Source organism: Rufibacter ruber, from assembly GCF_014138425.1.
In the GTDB taxonomy this organism is placed as follows: Bacteria; Bacteroidota; Bacteroidia; order Cytophagales; family Hymenobacteraceae; genus Nibribacter; species Nibribacter ruber_C.
This window is the reverse complement of sequence record NZ_JACJIQ010000004.1, coordinates 173,774-195,623: the sequence shown is the minus strand read 5'-3', so window position 1 is coordinate 195,623 and position 21,850 is coordinate 173,774. Positions and strand designations below refer to the sequence as shown.

The following is a 21,850-nucleotide window of genomic DNA, read 5'->3' as shown; positions in this document are numbered from 1 at the left end:
AAGTATAGTTGAAGAGTCATACTATTCTGATACTAATCAAGAAAAGAAAACGCCCTATTCCTACAAAAAGAAAGCCCATGCCAGAAAAGGGAGTTCCTTTTCCGGGCATGGGCTTCATGTACTTCAACCGCTTATATCTTACCTACTGATACTGAATATACAACGGCTTCGGGTTCAAGGCTAGAATTCCTTCGGGACTGTAAAGCTTCCAGCCCTTCTTCTTAGTATCATTATGGTAGAAGAGCTTGAACCCGGTGTATTGAACCGGCTCCCGCTTGATATATGAGTTATAGGTGCTCTTTTTGAGAACCCTGTCCCCCCAGCCATCCATGTGAATGACAATCTGCACGTTGGGCCTCAGCTCTATCTGCTTGTAGTTGGTGACCATGCGCTGGGTAAACCGGTGCACCACCAGTATTTTGGGCGGTATATTATAGCGCTGGGCCAGGTCATTCAGGAAACCGGTGGCGTAGTTAATTTCTTTGGCATCAAGGGTGCCCACTCGCCTGCCGGGCACGGCTCCGTTCTTCATGGCAAACTCAGGGTCAATGCCTAAATGCACCTGCGGCAGCTTGAGCCATTTCTCCAGCCTGGGTATCTCCTCCTCCAGGGTACTCTGCCCAATCTGAATATCCAGGAACACAATGGCATCTCGTTGCTTGGCCCAGGAGATCACAGAGTCTGCCACGTGGTCACTCATGCGCAGGCGGTACTTGCCGCCGCTGCCGGGCTTGCCTTGGGCGGTCACCACAATTACGTGCAGGGCAGGTTGTACGGGCGTGGCAGGGTCAGCTGTGTTCCAAGCCTTTACCTCCTCGTCCAGTTTGGCCAGCATCTGCGCCGGAGGCAGTTCGCCCAGAATGCCCATACGTTTTGATAATGGGTTGCCATAATACGCCACAATACGTTTGTGGGGCAGAATGGCGCCGGGCTTAGAAGCCGCTTCGTCTTTCACCACAAAAGCCGTCTCTTTGGCGGCGGCGGCACTGTCTGCGGCGGGTTTGGCCGCCACTGAGTCTTTCACGGCCGCTACGCTGTCTTTCTTCTGAACCGCCCCAGAGTCTGCCACGGCGGTGGCCGTTACAGCAGTACGGGCCTCTTTAGGCGCGCCTTCAGAACTACAGCCCTGCGTGAGCGCCATACAGCCTAGGGCGGCTGCCCCAATCCAAAACTTACCCAATCTCATTGCTATCTTCTTCATGTATCTCATCTCCGCCGGCAAGGCGTACCATTTTGCGTCAGGAAGTTACTTTATTTCCCGGGTTAAACCATGTGCAGCCCCTGTAGGTACGCATATTTCAGGCTATTTCCAGCACATTTCTTCCCCTACGCCTGTTGCCGCTCTCGCGGAAGGCAAGGCCGCTCCCCGTTTTCTCTGGGGCATACGAACAGACCAGGCAAAATTTGCAGCTCCAGACCACTAATTTGCGTATAGAGTAAGCCTTGGTGTAGAAACAGGCCATTTTAGCGTGTATATTTATGCGGTGCTTTTGACCTGGAGCGAACAGCATACAAAGCCCCTACCGTTTAAGCCAACAACCCAGTACTATGGAAAAACTTAGCCGCATTTTGCTCATTGATGATGACGAGATCACCAATTACATGAACAAGCGCGTTCTCAATAAAGCCGAAATAGCCCAGCACATAGATGTGGTCACAGACGGCCAGGCCGCCCTGGACTACCTGGCCAGTGCAGAGCATGCCAACTCCAGCCTTCCGCTAGACCTTATTCTGGTAGACATTAAAATGTCAGTGATGGATGGGTTTGACTTCCTGGACCAGTACCAGCACCTGCCCGAAGGCAAGAAAGCCAAAAAGCTCTTCGCCCTCTCCTCTTCGGCCAGCTTCTACGACCTGCACAAACTCAAGGAGTTCCCAGATGTAGACGGCCACCTCTCCAAACCCCTCACCCAGGCAGACGCCCTGGCCCTGGTGAACGAGCACTTCGGGGACGGCACCGAGCTGGGAAACACCCCAGATTCTCCAGAAGAAGACGAAGAGGCAGAAGAATAGCTCCCGTTTCCGGCCTGTTTTTCTGAAAACAGCCCCAAAACAGAAAGCCCCGCCAGTAGTTGCTGGCGGGGCTTTCTGTTTTGGGTTGGGTAGGGTAAGCAGGAAAGCTCCCAATACCTCTGACAGGCATACTGGTGATTTCCCCCCTTCTTATCATCCTGAAAGGATCTTAAGGAACAGCGGGTGAACGGCAGTAGCAGGAAATGCGTTTATTCGTGGTTTTCCCAATCAGCACTTAAAGGCTCTAAGAACTGAATATCAATCCTGCTACTATCTACTCCTGCCAGGCCATTCTTTCTGTTTTGGGGCTGTTTTTGGAAAAACAGCCCCAAAACAGAAATTCCTGCTATTCCCGCCCTCTGCGTTCAGGCGCTTTCAAGGTAAACTCCTGCGTAGTGGTTTTGCCGTTGCTCTCCAGCTCCACCACATACTTGCCCGGGCGAAGGTAGAATCTCTGGTCTGCTGAGGTTGCCATTTTCACGGGCTCTCCGGCTTTGCGGCCCTCGTTCAGGGCTTTCTCATAGGCACCCGCCGCTGAGGAATCAAGGGTAAGGTCATAGCTGGCATAGTTCAGGCCCCGCTCGCTCTGGTCTTTGATCTCCTTCAGCACCTGCCCCTTGTCGGTTTTGATTCTGAGGGTAGTTACCCCGGCCGCATTCACGTAATACGGAACAGACAAACTTGGCGCGAAGGTGTTATCCCAGGTGCCCCACTTCTGCCCCCAGCGCTCTGAGTATTGCGGCGCCTGCAGCGGAAAGGCATGCACTGTTTTGGCTAAGACGTCTGCGGTAAGCTGCTGCAGATGCGCCACATTGGCAATGAAGAGTGAGCGGCCGTGCGTGCCCACCACCAGGTCATTCTCACGCGGATGCACCACCAGATCATGCACCGCCACCGACGGCAGCTCATCTCCGCCCATGGCCTGGAATGTTCTGCCCTTATCCAGGGACACATACAGGCCGTTGTCAGAACCCACGTACAGAATATTCGGGTTCTTTGGGTCTTCCTTCACCACGTTCAGCGGCTCTTTGGGCAGGTCGGTTCCCAGGCGTTTCCAGGTTTTGCCGTAGTCTTGGCTCACGTACAGGTACGGCGTGAAATCATCCCAGCGGTAGCCGTTCAGGGTGGCGTAGACGGTGCCTTCATTTTCGGCTGAGGCCGAAAGACTACTGATCCAGAGATTCTCTGGAAGTTTGTCAGACACTTTGGTCCAGCTGTAGCCGCCGTCCCGGCTCACATGGATCAGGCCGTCATCTGAGCCCGTGTACAGCAGCCCGAACTTCTTAGGCGACTCTTCAATGCTGGTCAGGGTGCCGTACCCTACATCTCCTTTCCTGCCGCCTTTGGTGAGGTCACCAGACAGGGCTTCCATGTTTTCGCCTTTGTTCAGAGACCGGTGGAATTTATTGGACCCAAAATACAGCACGTCCTGGTTGTGCCGTGACAGCAGAATAGGGCTTTCCCAGTTGAACCGCAGCGGCCGCTCCCCCAATTCATGCTTGGGCTGAATGTAAGTGCGCTGGCCGGTGGCTTTGTTTAATCTAAAGTAAGCGCCGTACTGGGAACCGGTATACACCGTGTTGTTGTCCCTGAAATCAACCTGCACCATCATGCCGTCGCCGCCGCCCAGACGCTGGTACGGGTAGCGGCCGTTGTCAGTCCACGCCGAACTAGCTTGATAGGTGCTGAGACCGCCCCAGACGCCGTTGTCCTGCAGACCGCCGTACACATTGTAAGGCGTGGCCATGTCAATGGCCACCGAGTAAAACTGCCCTACCGCCGGAGAATTGGCCTTAAACCAGGTTTTGCCGTCATCATAGGTGATGTTGATACCACCGTCATTGCCGTTCACCAGGTGACCGGGCCGTGTAGGACTCACCCACAGATCCTGGTGGTCTGAGTGCACATTGTCGCCGGCAATCTCTTTCCAGGTTTTGCCGCCGTCTTCAGATTTGATCAACGGCACCCCCAGCAGATACACATGGTCCGGGTTCAGCGGCGACACCCTGATCACACCAAAATAATAGCCGTACGTGTAGTATAGGTCATCTATGTAGCCCTCATGCGTCTTCTTCCAAGTTTGGCCGCCGTCTTCAGAACGGTACACCTGTGCGCCCGTCACCGGCGTCTCAATCATCATGGAATTGGCGTCTACCAAAAAATCTGACAACGCCACCGGCCTGATTTTCTCTGTGCGCACCATCTCCTTCACCGCCTTGGCCGTGTACTGGCGCGGAAAATTATTTTCGTCTAAGAAAGTATTCACCGCCGCATCATCCAGCTTCAGGAAATCTTCTTTTGAAAAGTCTTTGAACTGCTCTTTGCGCAGCTTGTTGGTATTGGCCGCCACCGCGGGCTTCACGTCTTTTCGTAGCTCCTGGTTGTCAACGCTGGCGTAAATAATTTTGGGGTTCTGCGGAAAAACACTCAGGCCAATCCGGCCCACGCCTTCCCCTTGCGGGAAACCGCTGTTCAGCCGCTGCCAGGTTTCGCCGCCGTCAGTGCTCTTGAAAATCCCGCTGCCAGACCCGCTTTCTACAAAGTTCCAGGCACGGCGCTCCCGCTCCCAAAGACTGGCATACAAGGTATTGGGATTGGTTGAGTCTACCACCAGGTCTACCGCGCCCGTGTTCGCATTGGCACCCTTTAAAACATGCTTCCAGGTGTTGCCGCCGTCTGTGGTCTTGTACACGCCGCGTTCCTGGTTAGGCGAATACAGATGGCCCAATACAGAAACCCACGCGGTATTAGGATCAGTGGGGTGTTGAATGATGCGGCCAATATGATGACTCTCCGGAAGGCCTTTGTGCTGCCATGTCCTGCCGCCGTCTGTACTCCGGTAAATGCCCACGCCCGAGTAAGAAGAACGGCTGGAGTTGCTTTCACCGGTGCCCAGCCAAATGGTGTTGGTCTTCCAGTCCACATAAATATCCCCAATGGTAATCACCGTCTCATTCTGGAAGAGCGGCTCAAACGAGAGGCCGTTGTTGGTGGTGTGCCACAATCCGCCGGAGGCGTAGGCCACATAGAAATTGGTGGGGTCTGCGGGGTTCACGTCTACATCTACCACGCGGCCGCTCATGACGGTGGGGCCCACGTTCCGGAACGGCAGGTTGCTCACCAGGGAATTGCGTAGCAACTGGAGCCGCTGCTGGTAGCCTTCCAGCCGTTCTTTGGCCGGGGTGAAAGCGGGTTGTTTGTCTTTGTTCTTCTGGGCGAAGGCGGGTGAAAAGCTCAACAGCCCCAGCAGCGCCAGCGGGTAGAGTGGTTTGCGTAGCATAAAATGTGTAGGTTGGGTTGCCCTTCGGGCGAAGCCTGAAGTTAGAGGAAATTCAGGAGTTAATAAAATACAGCACCCCGCCCCGCAGAACGGTTGCCAGGCAAGGCCTGAAAGAAATCTACCTGAAAAAGAAACCTGTTTTGGGGCCGTTTTTCTGAAAACAGCCCCAAAACAGGCTCTGGCAATTGCGAAGCGTACGGCTAAATCATGGGTTGCCTGCTGGCGGCTGCGGCACTGGCGGCGCTACCTCCTTCAGCTCAGAGTGCCTGACTGCGCCCCCGGTAAGCCCGGTCCAGACTAAAAGGGCAAACGCGCCAATACTAACTACCAGCGTAACCACGGCCCACACCTTGGGCTTACGCGCCCGGGCCGGGCGGCTAGACGTGGTGAGCAGGCCCAGCAGCGCGGCCGTGCCGGCGGTGCCCATGGCCCACAGCGCCCATTCGGCCATTTGCTCATGGGCCTCAATGTCAGCATGGTGTATGCCGGGCAGGTGCTCCACCACTTCCTCGGCGCCCTCGCCCGTAAAATAGGCCGGCATGGTTAGCAGCGTAGCCACCAGCACGCTGGTCAGCCCCGCTTTTACCAGGCTAATGTTGCGGGCCAACAACCCATACAACAACAAGACAATACCAAACAGCACGGTGTAGACAGGCGCATGGTTCAAGAGCAGATGAAAGTACGCGTTGTTCATTTCTCCGGATCAAAAGACAAGAGGTTGGGGCTTATAACTGAAAATGAGGCTAATACTAGTTAAAAAATAGTAAAAATGCTATATCTAAAACAGAATGTATAGCTTCTCCCTAATGTACGAAGGCAGAGGGGCCCTAAATGAAAAACCCCGTTCTGTTTTGGAGCCGTTTTTAAGAAAACAGGCCCAAAACAGAACGGGGTTCTAGAGGCTTTGCCTTGGGTTTACCCCAGGGGCGTTGGGGTCAGGACGGCAGCAGCTCGGCAAATTTGAGCAGGGCCTGCCGGGTGGGTGCGGTTCTCTCAAACATGCCCATGTGCCCCACCTGCCCCAGAAAATACGTCAGGCAGTTCTCAGGCAGATGGCATTGCTGCAACGCGGCCTCCAGCGGTACCGCCGGGTCTTCTTTGCCCGCCAGGAACAGCACCGGGTACGCAGCGTTTTTCAGCACTTCGGTGCGGTCTGCCCGGTCGCGCATGGCTTGCAGGCAGCCCACAATTGTTTCTGGCGGGGTGGCTTTGCCAATGGCTTGCATTTTCTCAATGGCCGCCTGGTTGGCCTCCCGGTTGCCGGCCGCGAAGAGTGGGGCCACAAACGTCTCCATGAACTTGTCTACGCCGTGCTTCCGCACGAAATCAGCGGTCTTGTCCCGGTTTTCCTTTTTCTCTGGCGTGTCTGGCAAGGCGCTGGAATGGAACAGGCAGAGCCCGCGCAGCAAATGCGGGTATTTTTCGGCGAAAGCCAGTGACACATAGCCGCCCATGGAGTGGCCCACCAGCAGGCATTTTTCCACGTGAAGCGCCTGCAGCGTCTGGTGCACCTGCCGGGCCTGCGCCTCCATTGTAAAATCATCTGGAATTGGGCTTCGGCCGTGGCCGGGCAGGTCTAGGGTGATAATTTTAAATTGGTTTGCCAGCGGAGTGACAAAATCAGTCCAGACCTCTTGGCTCTCGCAGAAGCCGTGCAAAAAGACAAGGGCCGGGCCAGCGCCCGAAACAGTGTGGTGTAGAAGGGAGTTGCTCATAGTACGGAGGTGTATTTTTGGCCTGTTTTACGCAAAACAGGCCAAAAACGGAAAACGGTTATTGAACAGAAGTGGGCGGTGCGGGTGTTTGGGGCACAGCGCCTTGCAGCGCTCTTTCTTTTTTACGCACACTGTTGCGGCCCATTAGCAGGCCTATGATAAGAATGATAGGCCACTTGCTCTGGAGGTTGATGTAGGTGAACGCCTCCTGAAAAGATAGGGGCTCGCCCACAAAAAGGTGCTTGAGGGGCACGTACAGGTCAATCACCACGTAAATGAGGAGCACAAGCAGGAAAGAGGCAGCGTACGCTTTGATTTTTTGCGGAAGGGGAAGCGTGGGAACAGACATAGCCAGGAAAAATAGTTGCTTAAAGATACCCATTTCCAAGCGAACACCAGAAAAACTGACTTCTGGCGAAGCGCTTTCCTGTTTCTGGCCTGTTTTCTGAAAAACAGGCCAGAAACAGGAAAATGAAACACCGGCTGGTCATAAATAGCCTGCTCCCCTATGGGCATTCTGGAAGAATCTTAGGGAACAGGGGGCGGACTAGAATGGCTAAAGCTATTACCGTTTGCCGCCTGTTCCCTAAGATTCTTCCAGAATGACAAAAGAAGGAAGCACTTAAAAGGAGGAAGCTACACGTTAAAAAAAGCGTTGCAACCGGTGCCTAATTTCAGCGGCTACCGCTCCTTGTAAAAATCTGGGATGGGGTTCAGTTTGAGGTTCTGGCGCTGGTGCCAGTACGGGTAAATGGGCGGTACTTCGCTGGCTTGGTCCAGCTTCTTCACCTGTTCCAGGGTCAGGTTCCAGCCCACGGCCCCCAGGTTCTGCCTGAGCTGCTCCTCGTTCCGGGCCCCGAAGATGATGCTGGAGACCGTAGGCCGCTGCAGGAGCCAGTTCAGGGCCACCTGCGCCACGGTTTTCCCGGTTTCTTCAGCTACTTGGTCTAAGGCGTCCAGGGTGTTGTAGAAAACTTCTTCGTTCACCACGGCTTCAGGCACGGGGCTGCCGCCTTGCGCCACGCGGCTGTCTGCGGGCAGGGGCTGATTGCGGCGGTACTTTCCGCCCAGCCTTCCGGCGGCCAGCGGCGACCAGATGATGGCCCCTACGTTCTGGTCCAGCCCCAGCGGCATGAGTTCCCATTCGTATTCGCGGTTGGCGAGGGAGTAGTACACCTGGTGCCCCACATATTTGTTCCAGCCGTAGCGCTCAGAAACCGACAGCGACTTCATGAGGTGCCAGCCTGAGAAGTTAGACGCCGCTATGTAGCGCACCTTCCCGCTCTGAATGAGGTCATCCAGGGTGCGCAGCGTTTCCTCTACGGGCGTGTTGCCGTCAAAGCCGTGCATGTGGTAGATATCAATATAATCAGTGCCCAGGCGCTTGAGGCTGCCCTCTACCTGCTGGAGCAGATGAAACCGGGAGGAGCCTTGGTTATTCGGCCCTTGGCCGAAGGGGAAGGTGCCTTTGGTGGAGAGAATCATCTGGTGGCGTTTGCCGGCAATGGCCTTGCCTAAGATTTCTTCGGCCAGGCCCTGGGAGTAAGTGTTGGCGGTGTCAAAGAAGTTGACGCCCGCGTCCAGGAAGAGGTTGACCAGGCGGGTGGCCTCGTCTACCTGCGTGCTGCCCCACGCTTTGAAGAACTCATTGCCGCCGCCAAAGGTAGCCGTCCCGAAGCTCAGCACCGGCACCTCCAGCCCTGATCCCCCTAATCTTCTGTATTCCATAGTTTGTGTGTGTGGTTGGGTAGAGTTAATGTATACAGCCAATGTACATTTCGGTTTTCACCACAAAGGCTTTGGCTGCTGCCTGTTTTAAAACGGCTAACGCCGAATCTGCGCTGGCTTTCTTTTCATAAATCCCAGAGACCAGCGCCATGGTTTTCTTTTGGGTTTTGTCTTGGTACAGGTTGAGATATTCTAGGCTCAGGTGCACGTCTGGCCCTCTCCTGGGTAATAATCACCGGCGTATCCGGGATACCATAGAAGATTTTCTTACGCCTGTTTCTTTAATAGGTAAGTTAGGGAAAGCAGAGGAACTTTCTCTATTTCCGCGCTATAGTGCGGAAGTTACTTCTATGTCTAACGAACCTAAGAAAGTCACGAAAGTAACTTTCGCGCCATAGAAAAAGAAAGAGGAGGCAGCAGGAATAAAAAAAATCTGTTTTCGGGCTGTTTTGGCCAAAACAGCCCGAAAACAGAAAGACCTCACAGGTTTTGAAAACCTGTGAGGTCTGTTCACTTACGCTTACGTGAAAGCTACACCCGTACGTGTACATCTATCAGTTCGCGCACGGTGCGCTCAATGCCGTCAGGGTCAAAGCCGCAGAGGCGGTGCAGCTCCAGTTGGGAACCGTGCTCTACAATAGTATCTGGAATACCCAGGCGCTTCACTTGGACATGATAACCGTGATCCACCATAAACTCCAGCACCGCACTCCCGAACCCGCCTTGCAGGCAACCGTCTTCTACGGTCACCACTTTGTCATACTTCTGGAAGATGTGGTGCAGCAGCTGCTCATCTAGCGGTTTGGCGAAGCGCATGTCATAATGCCCCGGGCGCAGCCCGTCCAGCTTCAGGTTCTTACAAACCTCAACGGCGTAGTTGCCAATGTGCCCAATGGTGAGAATGGCTACTTCTTCGCCTTCCTGCACGGTACGGCCTTTGCCTACTTCAATCAGCTCCAGCGGGGTGCGCCACTCGGGCATCACGCCTTCGCCGCGCGGGTAGCGTATGGTGAACGGCCCCATACCGTCCTGGCTGGCGGTGTACATAAGGTTGCGCAACTCCTGCTCGTTCATAGGCGAAGAAACCACCATGTTGGGCACGCAGCGCATGTAGGCAATGTCATAGTTCCCGTGGTGGGTCTGGCCATCGGCACCGGCAAAACCGGCACGGTCCAGGGTAAACACCACATGCAGGTTCTGGAGGCACACGTCATGCACCACCTGGTCATACGCCCGCTGCATAAAGCTGGAGTAGATGTTGCAGAACGGCACCAAACCCTGCGTAGCCAATCCCGCCGAAAACGTCACGGCGTGCTGCTCGGCAATGCCCACATCCAGGGCGCGGTCTGGCATGGCCTTCATCATGATGTTCATGCTGGAGCCGCTGGGCATGGCAGGGGTTACGCCAAAGATTTTAGGGTTCTGCTCGGCCATTTCCAGCAGCGTGTGGCCAAACACGTCCTGGTACTTGGGCGGCTGCGGCGTGGTGTGGTGTACTTTGTAGATCTCACCGGTGACTTTGTCAAACAGGCCGGGCGCGTGCCATTTGGTCTGCTCTTTCTCAGCCAGGGCAAAGCCCTTGCCTTTCACGGTCACGCAGTGCAGAATCTTAGGCCCCGGAATTTTTTTCAGGTCTTTCAGCACGCTGGCCAGATGGTTCACGTCATGCCCGTCAATAGGCCCGAAGTAGCGGAACTTCAAGCTCTCAAACAGGTTGCTCTGCTTCAGGAGCGTGGCTTTGATGCCGCTCTCCACTTTAGAGGCAATCTGCTGGGCGTTAGGCCCAAACTTGCTGATCTTGCCCAGAATGTTCCAGATCTCGTCACGCACTTTGTTGTAGGTGCGGGACGTGGTAATGTCAGTGAGGTATTCTTTGAGCGCGCCCACGTTGGGGTCAATGCTCATGCAGTTGTCATTGAGCACCACCAGCAGGTCAGCGTCAGTGGCGCCGCCGTGGTTCAGGGCCTCAAAGGCCATGCCCGCCGTCATGGAGCCGTCGCCAATCACGGCAATGTGGTGGCGGTCAAACTCTTTCTTGTATTGGGAGGCCACGGCCATGCCCAGCGCCGCCGAAATAGACGTGCTGGAGTGGCCCACGCCAAAGGCGTCATACTCGCTTTCTTTCCGCTTGGGGAAACCCGAAAGGCCATTGAGTTTGCGGTTGGTGTGGAACTGGTCTCTTCTTCCGGTCAGGATTTTGTGTCCGTAGGCCTGGTGCCCCACGTCCCAGACCAGCTGGTCATAGGGCGTGTTGAACACGTAGTGCAAGGCCACGGTCATCTCCACCACCCCCAGGCTCGCCCCGAAGTGCCCGCCGTAGATAGACACGTTGTCAATGATGAATTGGCGTAATTCCTGGCATACCTGCAGCAACTGGTCTTCAGGCAGTTGGCGCAAATCGGCTGGCGAGTTGATTTTGGCCAGCAGTTCTCCGGGTTCAATCATCATAGGTGTGCGGGTTGGGTGGATAGGTATGCAACAGCAAAACGCGTGCAAAGTTTTCACTTATACGTTGTCGCATCCAGACAAACGGTAAAATTACAGAATTTTTCTTAGTCTAAACCGTACTTCCGCACGGCGGAAATAACAGGCACTTTTAAGTAACTTGTTTCTGGTAGGCTGTATTGCGTTTTAGACCTGTTTTTCTGAAAACAGGCCTAAAACGCAACAGCATAATTCCCTCTCCCCCGGGGAGAGGGCTAGGGTGAGGGGCAGCGGTGGCTATTGGCGCAGACGCTCGCAGGTCCTCCGGACGCTACGAGGTCTTTTTGAGCAGGGCATGTCTTAAAATTCAACCAGGCTTCCCTCCCTTTAAGGATTGCCCAACCGAGGGCTTCCTCTAAACGTCAGCTATTTTTGCACGCATTCCGTCCCCCTTTGAAGCGGGTAGAGGGATGATGACTCGTGCAGAGTTACTCGTGCAGAACTACGCATTCCCGAGATTCTGCTTTTACTTTGATTGTTTGGAGCAGATGGTTCTTCAACTGCCTTTATCATCCCCCTACCCCCTGCAAAGGGGGACGATCAGATATCGTCATTAGATTGGTGAACTTAGAAGATGGCTTTTTAAATGGGGTTTCTCCTGCTGGTAGGGGTTTGCAACCTCAAACCCACCTTGCCGGGATTGCAAATCCGGGAGAGCAGAGGGCATATTGTTTTCCTTCAAGTTTGAGCGCAGCAGTAACTTGGAGGAGAAATGGCAGCCAGTTTTCAACTGGGGAAACACGGTTTCTGATAATGGAATACACCAGTTGAAAACTGGCTCTATGGTTAGTCACAAGTTGCCGCTATGCTCAAACTTGTGACAGTTTAAAAGATGAAAGTCACGGAAGTAACTTCCGCGCCATAGCAGGAAATATTTCTGCTGTTTGGGATTTGAAATCCCGAACTACCTAACCAAGGATTTGTAATCCCTATACAGGCCATAAAACGGGGATTACGAATCCCCAGACACCTAAAATCAGGAAGAGCAGAGCTTCTATAAAGTCTTTCCCAACCCCTAACCAACCAGCAATTAACCAGGAACAATTTTCTGTTTTCGGCCTGTTTTCCGGAAAACAGGTTAAAAACAGAAACCGCGGCGCGGATTCATTGGCGAGTGGCGTTTCAAATGCGTATTTTTGACTTTCAAACCATTGCCGTACGCCACACGTGAGTTTCGAAATAAAGCTGCCGCTCTTTGAGGGCCCGTTTGACCTGTTGCTTTTCTTTATTGAGCGCGACGAGCTGGATATTCATGACATTCCCATCTCTACCATCACCAATGACTTTGTTGGCTACATCAGGCAACTGGAGACCATGAACATGGAGGTGGCGAGCGAGTTTATTCTCACGGCGGCCACGCTCATGCGCATCAAGGCCAAAATGCTGCTGCCCCGCTTTGAGAAAGACGAGGAAGGCAATGAGATTGACCCGCGCCTGGAACTGGTGCAGCACCTGCTGGAGTACAAGCGGTATAAAGAGGTCTTGGGTGACCTGAGTTTGCTGGAAGATGTGCGCCTGCAGCAGGAGCAGCGCGGCAACACAGATGCAGAGCTGAGCAAGATTGCCGCCAGGCACCAGCTGGAGTATGAGCTCAAAGACCTGAGCCTGTTCCACCTCATGCAGAGCTTTCACAAGGCCATGCAGCGGTACGAGGACGAGCAGAACCGACCCAAGCACACCGTTTATACGTACCCCTACACCATTGACCAGCAGCGCAACTACATCAAGAGGCGCGTGGGCACGCAGGGCGCGGTCAATTTCTCTGAACTGGTGGAGGCGTTCCCAGACAAAATTGGCCTGATCTTTAACTTCCTGGCCATCTTAGACTTACTCCAGCTCAACGAGATTGGCTTGGAGATTGCCGACGGGTTCAATAACTTCCGCATTGTGCCCTATTCTGAAACCCAGCACCTGACTGTCATAGACCATGGATCTGAATCGTAAGAAACTCCTCTCGTACTTCACCCCGCAGCGCATTCTCATTCCGGTGGTGATTGGCCTGGCGGCGATTGGGTACATGTTCTACCGTGACAGCGCCGAAATGGACTTTACACCGCTCTACAACGCCAAGCCGTTCTGGCTGGTGATGACGTTTGTGGTGCTTCTGGTGCGGGACTTCGGGTACATTTACCGCATTCGGTACGTGACAGAGAAATTCCTGAGCTGGCGCAAGAGCATTGACGTGATCATGCTTTGGGAGTTTGCCTCCTGCGTGATGCCTTCTGTGGTGGGCGGCTCTACGGTGGCGGCGTTTATCCTGAACAAAGAAGGCATTAGCCTGGGTAAATCATTGGCCTACGTAATGGTGACCGCCATGCTGGACAACCTCTACTTCATTATTGCCGTGCCGCTGGTCTTTTTGATTACCGCCGGAGATATTTTCCCGGAGGTCAGTGCCATGGAGTTTTCGGTGACCCGAAGCCTGGAGATTGCCTTTGTGATCAGTTACCTGCTCATTGCGTTCTATGCCTTTTTAATGGCTTACGGGCTCTTAATCAACCCTACGGCGGTGAAACGGCTGTTCCTGCGGGCCACATCTTTCCGGTTCACGCGCCGCTGGAGACCCGGCGCCTATAAAAACGGAAACGAGCTGGTGTGGGCCTCACAGCAGTTGAAAGGCAGCACGTTCAGCTACTGGGCAAACGCCGCACTTTCTACTGCCTTCGTCTGGACGGCGCGCTACTTTGTGATTAACTGCCTCATTGCTGCGTTTACTGACATCAGTTTTCATGACCACGTACTCATCTTCTCGCGCAACATGGTCTATAAGATAGTGCTGCTGGTGGCGGTAACCCCAGGTGGCGCCGGTATTGCCGAGGTGGCTTTCCCTACGTTCTTCGGGCAGTTCCTGGGCCGTTTCACCACGGTAATCATTCTGCTGTACCGCGTGGTAACCTATTACCTGTACCTGATTCTGGGCTCGTTCTTCCTGCCGCGCTGGGTATTGCGGGTGTTTGGTGAGCACCCGCAGGATGAGGAGGAGTAAGATTCTGTTTCTGGGCTGTTTTCAGGAAAACAGCCCAGAAACAGAGATGTATCAGTAACCACACAAGTTTTCTTCTTGAGACGTACAGCCGTTATTTTATCACAATTCTGTAAGGTATAGTGTATTTCACGGCAGCCGGCACGTTGTTAACAGTTCCTGGCTTCCATTTAGGCATTTTCTGTATTACTCTTATCACCTCGGCATCAATACTTGGGTAAAGCGGCCTCACTATTTCCACATCAGTTACTTTTCCCTCGGTTGTAATTATAAAAGACACTACTACAGCGCCATTGACCCCTTGGGATTTAGACACGTCTTTAGGCATTTTGAACTTCTTAGCCATATATGCAAACATGGCAAATGTCCCCCCTGGAAACTCAGGCATTACCTCCACAGGCAGTGTGCCCTTATCCTTTGGTTTCAGAAACGTCTTTTCTCCAGCTTCAATCAGGATTGGTACTGTATTTTCCTCTGGTGTAGTAAGGCATGTGTACGCCATATTATAAACACATGGTTGATTATACGCCTTGTTGAAATCAAGCCAGAGACTGGCATCACCTTCTTGCGGTGCCGCCACGTTTAAGAAACGGCCAACAACCGCTGTTTCTCCCCCTGAGGTGCCATCATAGAAGGGAATAATCAAGGAATCTTGGTAAAGAAGTCCCTTCTGTTTCTCTGCCTGTTTGAAAACACCTAATTTAAAAGGCTCCCCATGTAGCTGGAAATGCACTTCTCCGAATTTAATTAACCCTGACGCTTCATCGGCGATTAGTTGGCTTTTGCTTCTCTCTTTGTCACTAACCCAAGTGGCGCTCACTTTAAAAGCGGGGTTGATGGTGAAGTAGGTGAGGCCTGCGTAGTTCTTCTTATCCTCTGATAAAAGGGGCGAATGGGTTCCATGCAATAGGCTACTGTCTTGCTTACTTCTAAAAGCAAACACCTCTTGCTGGTACTCCCAAAGAGACTGTGCTTTCAATTCTTGAAGACAACCCAACCCAAAAAGCAAAAGAAAACAAGAAACCAATCTTGCTTTATCAAAACCAATCAGCTTTGGCATCTTTATAAAAACAGGGCTTCGTGTCTCAGAAAGCATCTCTGACAGACATAAAACAGTTCTAACTATTTCAGCTTGCCCTTTCACTTTATTCTAAAGGGCATGGTATATTTAAACCTCACCGGCTTCCCATTTTGCATGGCTGGCTTCCATTTTGGCATTTGCCTGGCCGCATGCAACACTGCCACATCTACGTCTGCCCGTAGAGGCTTGGTGATTTGAAACTCATCTAACGAGCCATCTTGGTTCACCACAAAAGAAAACTCAACAGTGCCGTTAACTCCGGCTTTTCGAGCTAAGGGAGGCATTACAAATTGAGAATTCATGAACTTCAGCAATGCGGCAAGCCCGCCGGGAAACTCAGCTATAGATTCTTGCATTTGCATGCCCCCTGCTGCCTCTAGCTTCTGCTTTTCATAAGTCTTCACGCCTGCTTCAATGCGCACGGGGAGCCTGTTCTCTTTGGGGGGAATTGGGCAGGAGTATCCATCGCCATAGGCGCAATAGGGATTATAGGCTTTGTTGAAATCCAGCCATACGCTGTCTTGGCTATGAGGAATTGAAAAGTCTAAGTACCGGCCGGTAGCATAGGTTTCCTGCCCGGTGGTGGCATCTGTGAACGGAATGAACAGGTACGTATGGTACTTGGGCTGCTTGATCAGCTCCTGGTTTTGGTATACGTTAAGCTTTAATGGTTGCCCCTGCAGCTGGAAGTGCAGCTCGCCGTATTTCTTATAGTTGGGCAGGTGGTCAGTAGTGGTAGGCATCTGAAATATGCCTTCTTGTGGTGTTGGGACGAATTTTGCTTTTACCCTGTAAGCCTCATCTATGGGAAAGTAGGCCAGTCCTTTAAAGGTTGCTTTCGCCTCAGGGGCAAGAGGAGACTTTTCATCGTATTGAAATACGCTGTCTTGATGGGCCCTGTGTTGGTTTAAATCTTTTTTGTAGTCTGAGGGGGTTTGCGCCTTCAACAGACATGGGGGAAGAAGCAACAAAAGTGAAAGGTAAATTATTTTGCACATAGACATAGATATTTCTGCAACCTTATTTAAAGCGGCTTAGGGTTATGCTTCCCACTATTTTCCTGGTAAAACATTAATACAGACCTCTACTTATAGGTCTTCGTTTTAGGCTATTTTTAGAAAAACAGTTCAAATACAGCCTAATCAAAACTTGCGCAGGGCCATATTTTAATTCAGCTTCCTAACTGAAATTTCTTGGGAACAGAGCAGCATGAAGACTAAAATGTTCTACCTCCCAACAAGCAATTATGTGATATCATAATACAAGGAAAACGGAATATCTTCCAGTTCTATTTTTAGACAGCACACCAATGGGGTACGCTAACCGGTCAGGGTATTTTTTTTAATAAAAGTCATATTCATATCTGATAATCTTAATCGGCTTACCCCTCTTATAACTCCACCTGGTCTCTATCAAATGCCCCTTTTCATTGTAGGTATGGCTGTACTTGATGAGGAGCTTTCGCTTTCCATCCATCACAGTCTGCTCTATTTCATTTCCGGCAGAGTCATACGCATATTCTGTGATAGTCACATTGTTATACCCGCTATTTGAATTCACCACTTGGGCAACCTGCTTATTTTCATTGAAGAGCATTCGTCGCTCAGCGAGTAAAAGGCCCTCAGGATTGACCGTTCTTATGACATAACCATTAGCAATGACAGCATAATTGATGGTATTGGGGGCAATGGGATATAGGTCAGACAGTACTTTCTTGGCGTAATCAAAACGCTGCATGGAGTCATAAAGTAATAGCTTCTGAAGTGGCAGATCTTTCCTCCTCATGAAAAGCCTGGCACCTTCTTCTCTCTTTATAGTCTTTACTGTTCCGTCTGGCTGATAGAGCAATACGCGGTGAACCTCCCCTTCTTCACTGTATTCATATTCTACCTCATCTTTGTAAAGCCCGTTCTTGTAGTTTTTAATAAGTTTTTTCAATCTCCCCTCCCCGTCATATTTATATTCTTGGGAGGTTTGGTAGTTAAAACTCCCAAACAGTGATTCTTCATGAACATAGGAGTGCTCCTGAATCACCCTTGCCTGTTCGTCATAAAACACTTCTTTTTCTAAAACAAAAGGCCGCATTTTCATCAAGCCAATGTTACTGACCAACACACGCATTGCTTTTACTTTTTCAGGAAGTTTATGCCCAATTAGTGTTGTGTTGTAAGAGAAAGTAGTGTGCACCAAAGATTGACCTACCGAAAAACAGACCGGAGCAAAGAACAACAACCAAAGCAAAGTAAGTCTTACCACCACTTTTAATGTCAATGTAACACCTGGACCCAACTCTCTTTGGTTTATTCTCTATGACTATAGGCCATAAGGTACGTCCATTTTTTCAAACTCTCAATAGCCGCAGATTTCCCCCAAACAAAAAACCGCCTGGCCTTACGGCCAGGCGGTTTTGCCTTATTTTGTTAAAAACAGCTTAGAAACGCTCGTCGGCAGAGAAGAAGAAGTCACCTTCAATCTGGGCGTTCTCGTCTGAGTCAGACCCGTGTACAGCGTTGGCTTCCATTGACTTGGCATAGATCTTTCTGATGGTTCCCTCTTCCGCCTGCGCGGGGTTGGTGGCGCCAATCAGTTTACGGAAGTCTACCACGGCGTTCTCTTTCTCCAGGATCATGGCTACAATAGGGCCAGAGCTCATGTAGTTCACCAGGTCACCGTAGAAAGGGCGCTCCTTGTGCACCTCATAGAACTTGCCGGCACGCTCCTCAGTGAGACGGGTTTTCTTCATGGCCACTACTCTAAAGCCTGCCTCTTCCATCATTTTGGTGATACCGCCAATGTGGTTGTCTTGTACGGCATCTGGTTTAATCATGGTGAATGTTATGTTTCCAGCCATTTTCTTCTTCGTTAGGGAATAAAAGTATAGTTAATGTGTGCAAAATTAGCAGACTTATGTGCAAAATCCACCTAGTTCCTGAAAAATACTCATGCCGCAGACAGGTGCTTGATTTTATTTGGTTTGTACCTTATTTCTTTTGAATTTTGCATCTTGTATCTACCCTTTTTCTGGGTGGACGGAGAGTAGACAATGCAGCAAATCAACGCGCTACAGGAGCTTCTTGAAACTCCTAAGAAGATTATGATCACCACGCACCACAAGCCAGATGCTGATGCGTTGGGTTCGTCTTTAGGCTTGGCCGGATACCTTAAAAAGAAAGGGCACCAGGTTCAAGTCATTACCCCTTCAGATTACCCTTCTTTCCTGAACTGGATGAGCGGCAATGAAGATGTGCTGGTGTATAGTTCCAAGACAGATGCGCAGGCCCAGGCCGTCATCAAAGAGGCCGAGGTGATTTTCTGCCTGGACTTCAGTGCGCTCAGCCGCATCAATGAGCTGGGCCGGTATATTGCCCAGGCAACCGGCACCAAAGTTCTCATTGACCACCACCTGCAGCCAGAGGATTTTGCAGACATCATGTTCTCAGACACCAACGCAGCCGCTACAGCTGAAATAGTGTTTGAAGTGATACGTGACCTGGGAGACGAGTCTCTGATTGATGTTGCCATTGGCGAGTGCCTGTACGCCGGCATCATGACGGACACTGGCTCTTTCAGGCATGCCAGCACCACCCGCAATGTACACATGATCATTGCAGATCTTATTCACACGGGCGTTGACATCTGCAAAGTACACCGCAACATCTATGACAGCTACTCTGAGACCCGCCTCCGGTTTCTGGGCTATGTCTTGAAAGACAAGCTTCAGGTGGTGCGGGAATACAACACCGCCTATATTGCGGTGACCGCCGAGGAGCTGAAGGCCTATAACTCACAGACAGGTGACACAGAGGGGCTAGTGAACTTTGCGCTTTCTATTGAAGGCGTACGGTTTGCCGCCCTGTTTGTAGACCGCTCAGAGGCGGTGAAGATCTCTTTCCGGTCAGTGGGAGACATTTCAGTCAATGAGTTTGCCCGCAACCATTTTAGCGGCGGCGGTCACAAGAATGCCGCAGGCGGCATATCTTATGTGTCACTGAACGAAACCGTTGAAAAGTTTGTGAGCCTTTTACCCCTGTACAAAGAGCAACTAGTAAACTAAACCCTTTAAGACGCTATATTTAAATTAAAACCGATGTTTAAGAAATCTTTTTACCTGTTGCCTGTTCTGGCAACAGCTTTATTTGCCTCTTCTTGCAAGAACTTAGGCGAGGACAAATTTGCCAAGACTCCTTCTGGACTGGAGTATAAGCTCTATTCCCAGAACAAAGACGGTAAATATGAAGCCAAAGAATTCACCAAGGTAGACTCTACCAAGTTAGGCAAGGTGATGAGCTTTGAGATGGAGTACCGCAACAGCAAAGACTCTGTGCTTTTCAACTCCAAAGACAATGCCATGCCCATCCAGATCAAACTGGTGGAGTCTCCTAACAAAGGCAGCATTGAAGAAGCGTTCCTGATGCTGGACAAAGGCGACAGCGCGGTATTCAAAATCAATGCAGATTCCCTCTTCGCTAAAACATTCAAGAGCCCCCTTCCCCCGTTCATTGAGAAAGGCAGCTTCCTGACCTTCTTCGTAAAGTCCATCAACCTGCAGACAGAGCAGGAAGCCATGGCCGACTATCCTAAAATGATGGAGCGCCAGCAGAAAGAGCTGGAGGCACGTGCCGCCAAACAAGGCCCTCTGGATGACAAGAAGATTCAGGAGTATATCAAAGAAAACAAACTGGATGCTAAAAAGACAGCCTCTGGCGTTTACTATGTGATCACCCAGCCAGGGACCGGCGCTAACGCAGCAGATGGCAAAATGGTAAGCGTGCAATACAAAGGCACCCTGCTGAACGGAAAAGAATTTGACTCCTCTGCCAAGTCTAACGGCGGCAACCCCATTGAATTCCCACTTGGCCAGGGTCAGGTGATCAAAGGCTGGGAAGATGGTATCAAGCAGTTCAACAAAGGCAGCAAAGGTGTTCTGTTGATTCCTTCACCACAGGGATATGGCTCCATGGCCCGTGGTGCAGATTTACCCGCCAACTCTATCCTGCGTTTTGACATTGAATTGGTAGACATCAAAGACATGCCTGCCGGTCAACCAGCCATGCCTGGTGCTCAGCCAGGTATGTAATTTTTTAGGTATGCAGCCGTTAGTTAGAAAAGGATTACTTTGGCAATGGATGCTAAGCATTTGCTTTGTTCTTGCCTTCGCCTCATGTAATGACAAGGATCCCTATGATCCTTATGCCAACTTTGATGCAGCCGCTCAAGCCAAGCTTGATGATGAACTTATTCAGAGTTATCTGAAGACCAATGGCATCACTGATACCGTTAAAACAGCATCAGGTCTATACTACAAAGTGATAGAGGCGGGAGACGGCGCCCGTCCTGTACTGGGAAACAAGATCAAGGTACATTACATTGGGAAGTTCATACAGAACAGTGTCATTTTTGAGTCAACCTATGCATCTCCGCCTCATGAGCCTCAGACTTTTGTGCTAGACACAAGATTAATCAAGGGCTGGACTGAGGGCATCCCTATGATGCGGAAAGGCGAGAAGGCCCGGCTCTGGATTCCCTCCCACTTGGCTTATGGCCTGCTGGGCAACGGCAAGATCCCAGGCAATACCCCTATCATGTTTGAGATTTACCTTCTTGACATCCTTTAAAATGCTTTTCAAAAGAGGTGCCCGTACAAGGCACCTCTTTTGTTTTACACCAGGCAAGGAGGCACTACCCAGCTTTTTCCCGCAGGCCAGGGGCTTCTATCATATTTCTTAGTTGGCACCAGCCATGCGCTACGTCACCTTATAAGCAAGAAAGCATATGTAGGGGGAGGTATATTTTCCCTGTCATCCAGAACGGGTCTGGGAGCAGGCAAACTTGGCAGGAGACACCCGCTTTCTTAGCTCGCCCCCTGTTCCCGAAGCTCCTTTGGGAGGACAGAATGGGGGAAGGCTATCTGCCCCAATACTAGTGTAAGCGAGGAGAAACCACCTCAAGAAGGTGTTCAAGGAAATCAGGCTTCTGTTTTTGGCTTGTTTTTCTAAAAATAGGCCAAAAACAGAAAGGATATCTACCTATTAGAAATTCCCTCAATTCAGCTGCTTAGCGTTTTTATTTGAGAAATGGCGCCAGCGTGCGCCGGTGCTTTAGGGTAAAAAAGCCTCTGGTTCCGGGCTGTTTTTGGGAAAGTAGCCCCAAAACGCAGGCATAAGCTCATGCTTGCGCCATACCAGGGCCACTCATGATCTATAGCTATAGAAAATGGGAAATACGCAAATCAGCTTCACTAAAAAAACCTAGACACCCTTAACAATCTAGGGTTAATGTTCTGGCAAGGTTCTGGTGAATAGCAGCGAACGTTCAAGAAACCAGAAAAAAGCTTTTCTGGCTTGCTCACAGGAACCTGCTTGGGAGACAGTAAAAGTAGCGGTACGGGTTTCTGCCCCAGTATTCAGTATTTCAGTCTGAACAGGAAAGTTATTCTTATACAGGCGTACACACACCCGCCAGTATTGCTGTTTTAGGCCTACTTTCCCAAAAACAGGTCAAAAACGTAAATCGGACCTTACTTATGAAGCCTCAGGCCCATGCTTACGCCAGTACCTCCTGCAAGA

18 protein-coding genes are annotated in these 21,850 nt (G+C 51.2%); 6 read left to right on the top strand and 12 right to left on the bottom strand.

Annotated elements, in window-relative coordinates; all coding sequences use genetic code 11:
- Positions 1-142: 142 nt before the first annotated feature.
- Positions 143-1,201 (bottom strand): hypothetical protein, encoded by a 1,059-nt coding sequence (locus FHS90_RS06430; RefSeq protein WP_182512416.1) that lies wholly within the window; start codon positions 1,199-1,201, stop codon positions 143-145.
- 347 nt (positions 1,202-1,548) lie between these two features.
- Between FHS90_RS06430 and FHS90_RS06425 the strand changes: the two genes are divergently transcribed.
- A complete protein-coding gene (locus FHS90_RS06425; protein WP_066839212.1) occupies positions 1,549-2,013 on the top strand; it encodes a response regulator in 465 nt (154 codons plus the stop codon).
- A 346-nt stretch (positions 2,014-2,359) separates the two neighbouring features.
- Here FHS90_RS06425 and FHS90_RS06420 read toward each other — a convergent pair whose 3' ends face one another.
- The 7 genes from FHS90_RS06420 to dxs form a co-directional block, all read right to left on the bottom strand.
- Entirely contained in the window at positions 2,360-5,293 is a 2,934-nt protein-coding gene (locus tag FHS90_RS06420) for a WD40/YVTN/BNR-like repeat-containing protein (RefSeq protein ID WP_182512415.1), read from the bottom strand.
- 205 nt (positions 5,294-5,498) lie between these two features.
- A complete protein-coding gene (locus FHS90_RS06415) occupies positions 5,499-5,987 on the bottom strand; it encodes a hypothetical protein (RefSeq protein WP_182512414.1) in 489 nt (162 codons plus the stop codon).
- A gap of 241 nt (positions 5,988-6,228) precedes the next feature.
- Positions 6,229-7,008, bottom strand: a complete 780-nt coding sequence (locus tag FHS90_RS06410; protein WP_182512413.1) for an alpha/beta fold hydrolase — start codon at positions 7,006-7,008, stop codon at positions 6,229-6,231.
- A 58-nt stretch (positions 7,009-7,066) separates the two neighbouring features.
- Complete coding sequence (locus FHS90_RS06405) at positions 7,067-7,357, bottom strand: hypothetical protein (RefSeq protein ID WP_182512412.1); 291 nt, start codon at positions 7,355-7,357, stop codon at positions 7,067-7,069.
- A 332-nt stretch (positions 7,358-7,689) separates the two neighbouring features.
- Positions 7,690-8,736 carry an aldo/keto reductase gene (locus FHS90_RS06400; RefSeq protein ID WP_182512411.1) on the bottom strand — a complete coding sequence of 349 codons (1,047 nt, stop codon included), beginning with the start codon at positions 8,734-8,736 and terminating at the stop codon, positions 7,690-7,692.
- A gap of 25 nt (positions 8,737-8,761) precedes the next feature.
- The gene (locus FHS90_RS06395) at positions 8,762-8,944 is read right to left on the bottom strand and encodes a hypothetical protein (protein WP_182512410.1); all 183 of its coding nucleotides are present in this window, start codon (positions 8,942-8,944) and stop codon (positions 8,762-8,764) included.
- 323 nt (positions 8,945-9,267) lie between these two features.
- Entirely contained in the window at positions 9,268-11,184 is a 1,917-nt protein-coding gene (dxs, locus tag FHS90_RS06390) for a 1-deoxy-D-xylulose-5-phosphate synthase (protein WP_182512409.1), read from the bottom strand.
- A 1,203-nt stretch (positions 11,185-12,387) separates the two neighbouring features.
- On the opposite strand from dxs, the gene FHS90_RS06385 reads away from it, so the two are divergent.
- Positions 12,388-13,164: a segregation/condensation protein A gene (locus FHS90_RS06385; protein ID WP_182512408.1), complete on the top strand. Its 777-nt coding sequence runs from the start codon at positions 12,388-12,390 to the stop codon at positions 13,162-13,164.
- Positions 13,148-14,206 carry a lysylphosphatidylglycerol synthase transmembrane domain-containing protein gene (locus FHS90_RS06380; protein WP_182512407.1) on the top strand — a complete coding sequence of 353 codons (1,059 nt, stop codon included), beginning with the start codon at positions 13,148-13,150 and terminating at the stop codon, positions 14,204-14,206. Before FHS90_RS06385 ends, FHS90_RS06380 begins: the two co-directional genes overlap by 17 nt.
- 91 nt (positions 14,207-14,297) lie before the next feature.
- Here FHS90_RS06380 and FHS90_RS06375 read toward each other — a convergent pair whose 3' ends face one another.
- From FHS90_RS06375 to FHS90_RS06360, 4 genes are all read right to left on the bottom strand, one after another.
- Positions 14,298-15,263 carry a TonB family protein gene (locus FHS90_RS06375; protein WP_182512406.1) on the bottom strand — a complete coding sequence of 322 codons (966 nt, stop codon included), beginning with the start codon at positions 15,261-15,263 and terminating at the stop codon, positions 14,298-14,300.
- 80 nt (positions 15,264-15,343) lie between these two features.
- On the bottom strand, positions 15,344-16,282 hold the full coding sequence (locus FHS90_RS06370; RefSeq protein ID WP_182512405.1) for a TonB family protein: 939 nt from the start codon (positions 16,280-16,282) through the stop codon (positions 15,344-15,346).
- Positions 16,283-16,625: 343 nt separating this feature from the next.
- The gene (locus FHS90_RS06365) at positions 16,626-17,573 is read right to left on the bottom strand and encodes a hypothetical protein (protein ID WP_182512404.1); all 948 of its coding nucleotides are present in this window, start codon (positions 17,571-17,573) and stop codon (positions 16,626-16,628) included.
- 142 nt (positions 17,574-17,715) lie between these two features.
- The gene (locus FHS90_RS06360) at positions 17,716-18,135 is read right to left on the bottom strand and encodes a nucleoside-diphosphate kinase (RefSeq protein ID WP_066837896.1); all 420 of its coding nucleotides are present in this window, start codon (positions 18,133-18,135) and stop codon (positions 17,716-17,718) included.
- Between the two features lie 192 nt (positions 18,136-18,327).
- On the opposite strand from FHS90_RS06360, the gene FHS90_RS06355 reads away from it, so the two are divergent.
- The 3 genes from FHS90_RS06355 to FHS90_RS06345 are packed head-to-tail and all read left to right on the top strand — an operon-like array spanning position 18,328 to position 20,899.
- Positions 18,328-19,338 carry a DHH family phosphoesterase gene (locus FHS90_RS06355; RefSeq protein ID WP_066837898.1) on the top strand — a complete coding sequence of 337 codons (1,011 nt, stop codon included), beginning with the start codon at positions 18,328-18,330 and terminating at the stop codon, positions 19,336-19,338.
- Between the two features lie 33 nt (positions 19,339-19,371).
- Entirely contained in the window at positions 19,372-20,361 is a 990-nt protein-coding gene (locus tag FHS90_RS06350; protein ID WP_182512403.1) for an FKBP-type peptidyl-prolyl cis-trans isomerase, read from the top strand.
- 10 nt (positions 20,362-20,371) lie between these two features.
- Positions 20,372-20,899 (top strand): FKBP-type peptidyl-prolyl cis-trans isomerase, encoded by a 528-nt coding sequence (locus FHS90_RS06345; protein ID WP_182512402.1) that lies wholly within the window; start codon positions 20,372-20,374, stop codon positions 20,897-20,899.
- Positions 20,900-21,850 lie beyond the last annotated feature (951 nt).

Bases quoted from the DNA above. Each gene is read 5' to 3' on its own strand.
- FHS90_RS06430 (WP_182512416.1), bottom strand. From the start codon at position 1,201: ATGAAGAAGATAGCAATGAGATTGGGTAAGTTTTGGATTGGGGCAGCC.
- FHS90_RS06425 (WP_066839212.1), top strand. From the start codon at position 1,549: ATGGAAAAACTTAGCCGCATTTTGCTCATTGATGATGACGAGATCACC.
- FHS90_RS06420 (WP_182512415.1), bottom strand. From the start codon at position 5,293: ATGCTACGCAAACCACTCTACCCGCTGGCGCTGCTGGGGCTGTTGAGC.
- FHS90_RS06415 (WP_182512414.1), bottom strand. From the start codon at position 5,987: ATGAACAACGCGTACTTTCATCTGCTCTTGAACCATGCGCCTGTCTAC.
- FHS90_RS06410 (WP_182512413.1), bottom strand. From the start codon at position 7,008: ATGAGCAACTCCCTTCTACACCACACTGTTTCGGGCGCTGGCCCGGCC.
- FHS90_RS06405 (WP_182512412.1), bottom strand. From the start codon at position 7,357: ATGTCTGTTCCCACGCTTCCCCTTCCGCAAAAAATCAAAGCGTACGCT.
- FHS90_RS06400 (WP_182512411.1), bottom strand. From the start codon at position 8,736: ATGGAATACAGAAGATTAGGGGGATCAGGGCTGGAGGTGCCGGTGCTG.
- dxs (WP_182512409.1), bottom strand. From the start codon at position 11,184: ATGATGATTGAACCCGGAGAACTGCTGGCCAAAATCAACTCGCCAGCC.
- FHS90_RS06380 (WP_182512407.1), top strand. From the start codon at position 13,148: ATGGATCTGAATCGTAAGAAACTCCTCTCGTACTTCACCCCGCAGCGC.
- FHS90_RS06375 (WP_182512406.1), bottom strand. From the start codon at position 15,263: ATGCCAAAGCTGATTGGTTTTGATAAAGCAAGATTGGTTTCTTGTTTT.
- FHS90_RS06370 (WP_182512405.1), bottom strand. From the start codon at position 16,282: ATGTGCAAAATAATTTACCTTTCACTTTTGTTGCTTCTTCCCCCATGT.
- FHS90_RS06360 (WP_066837896.1), bottom strand. From the start codon at position 18,135: ATGGCTGGAAACATAACATTCACCATGATTAAACCAGATGCCGTACAA.
- FHS90_RS06355 (WP_066837898.1), top strand. From the start codon at position 18,328: ATGCAGCAAATCAACGCGCTACAGGAGCTTCTTGAAACTCCTAAGAAG.
- FHS90_RS06350 (WP_182512403.1), top strand. From the start codon at position 19,372: ATGTTTAAGAAATCTTTTTACCTGTTGCCTGTTCTGGCAACAGCTTTA.
- FHS90_RS06345 (WP_182512402.1), top strand. From the start codon at position 20,372: ATGCAGCCGTTAGTTAGAAAAGGATTACTTTGGCAATGGATGCTAAGC.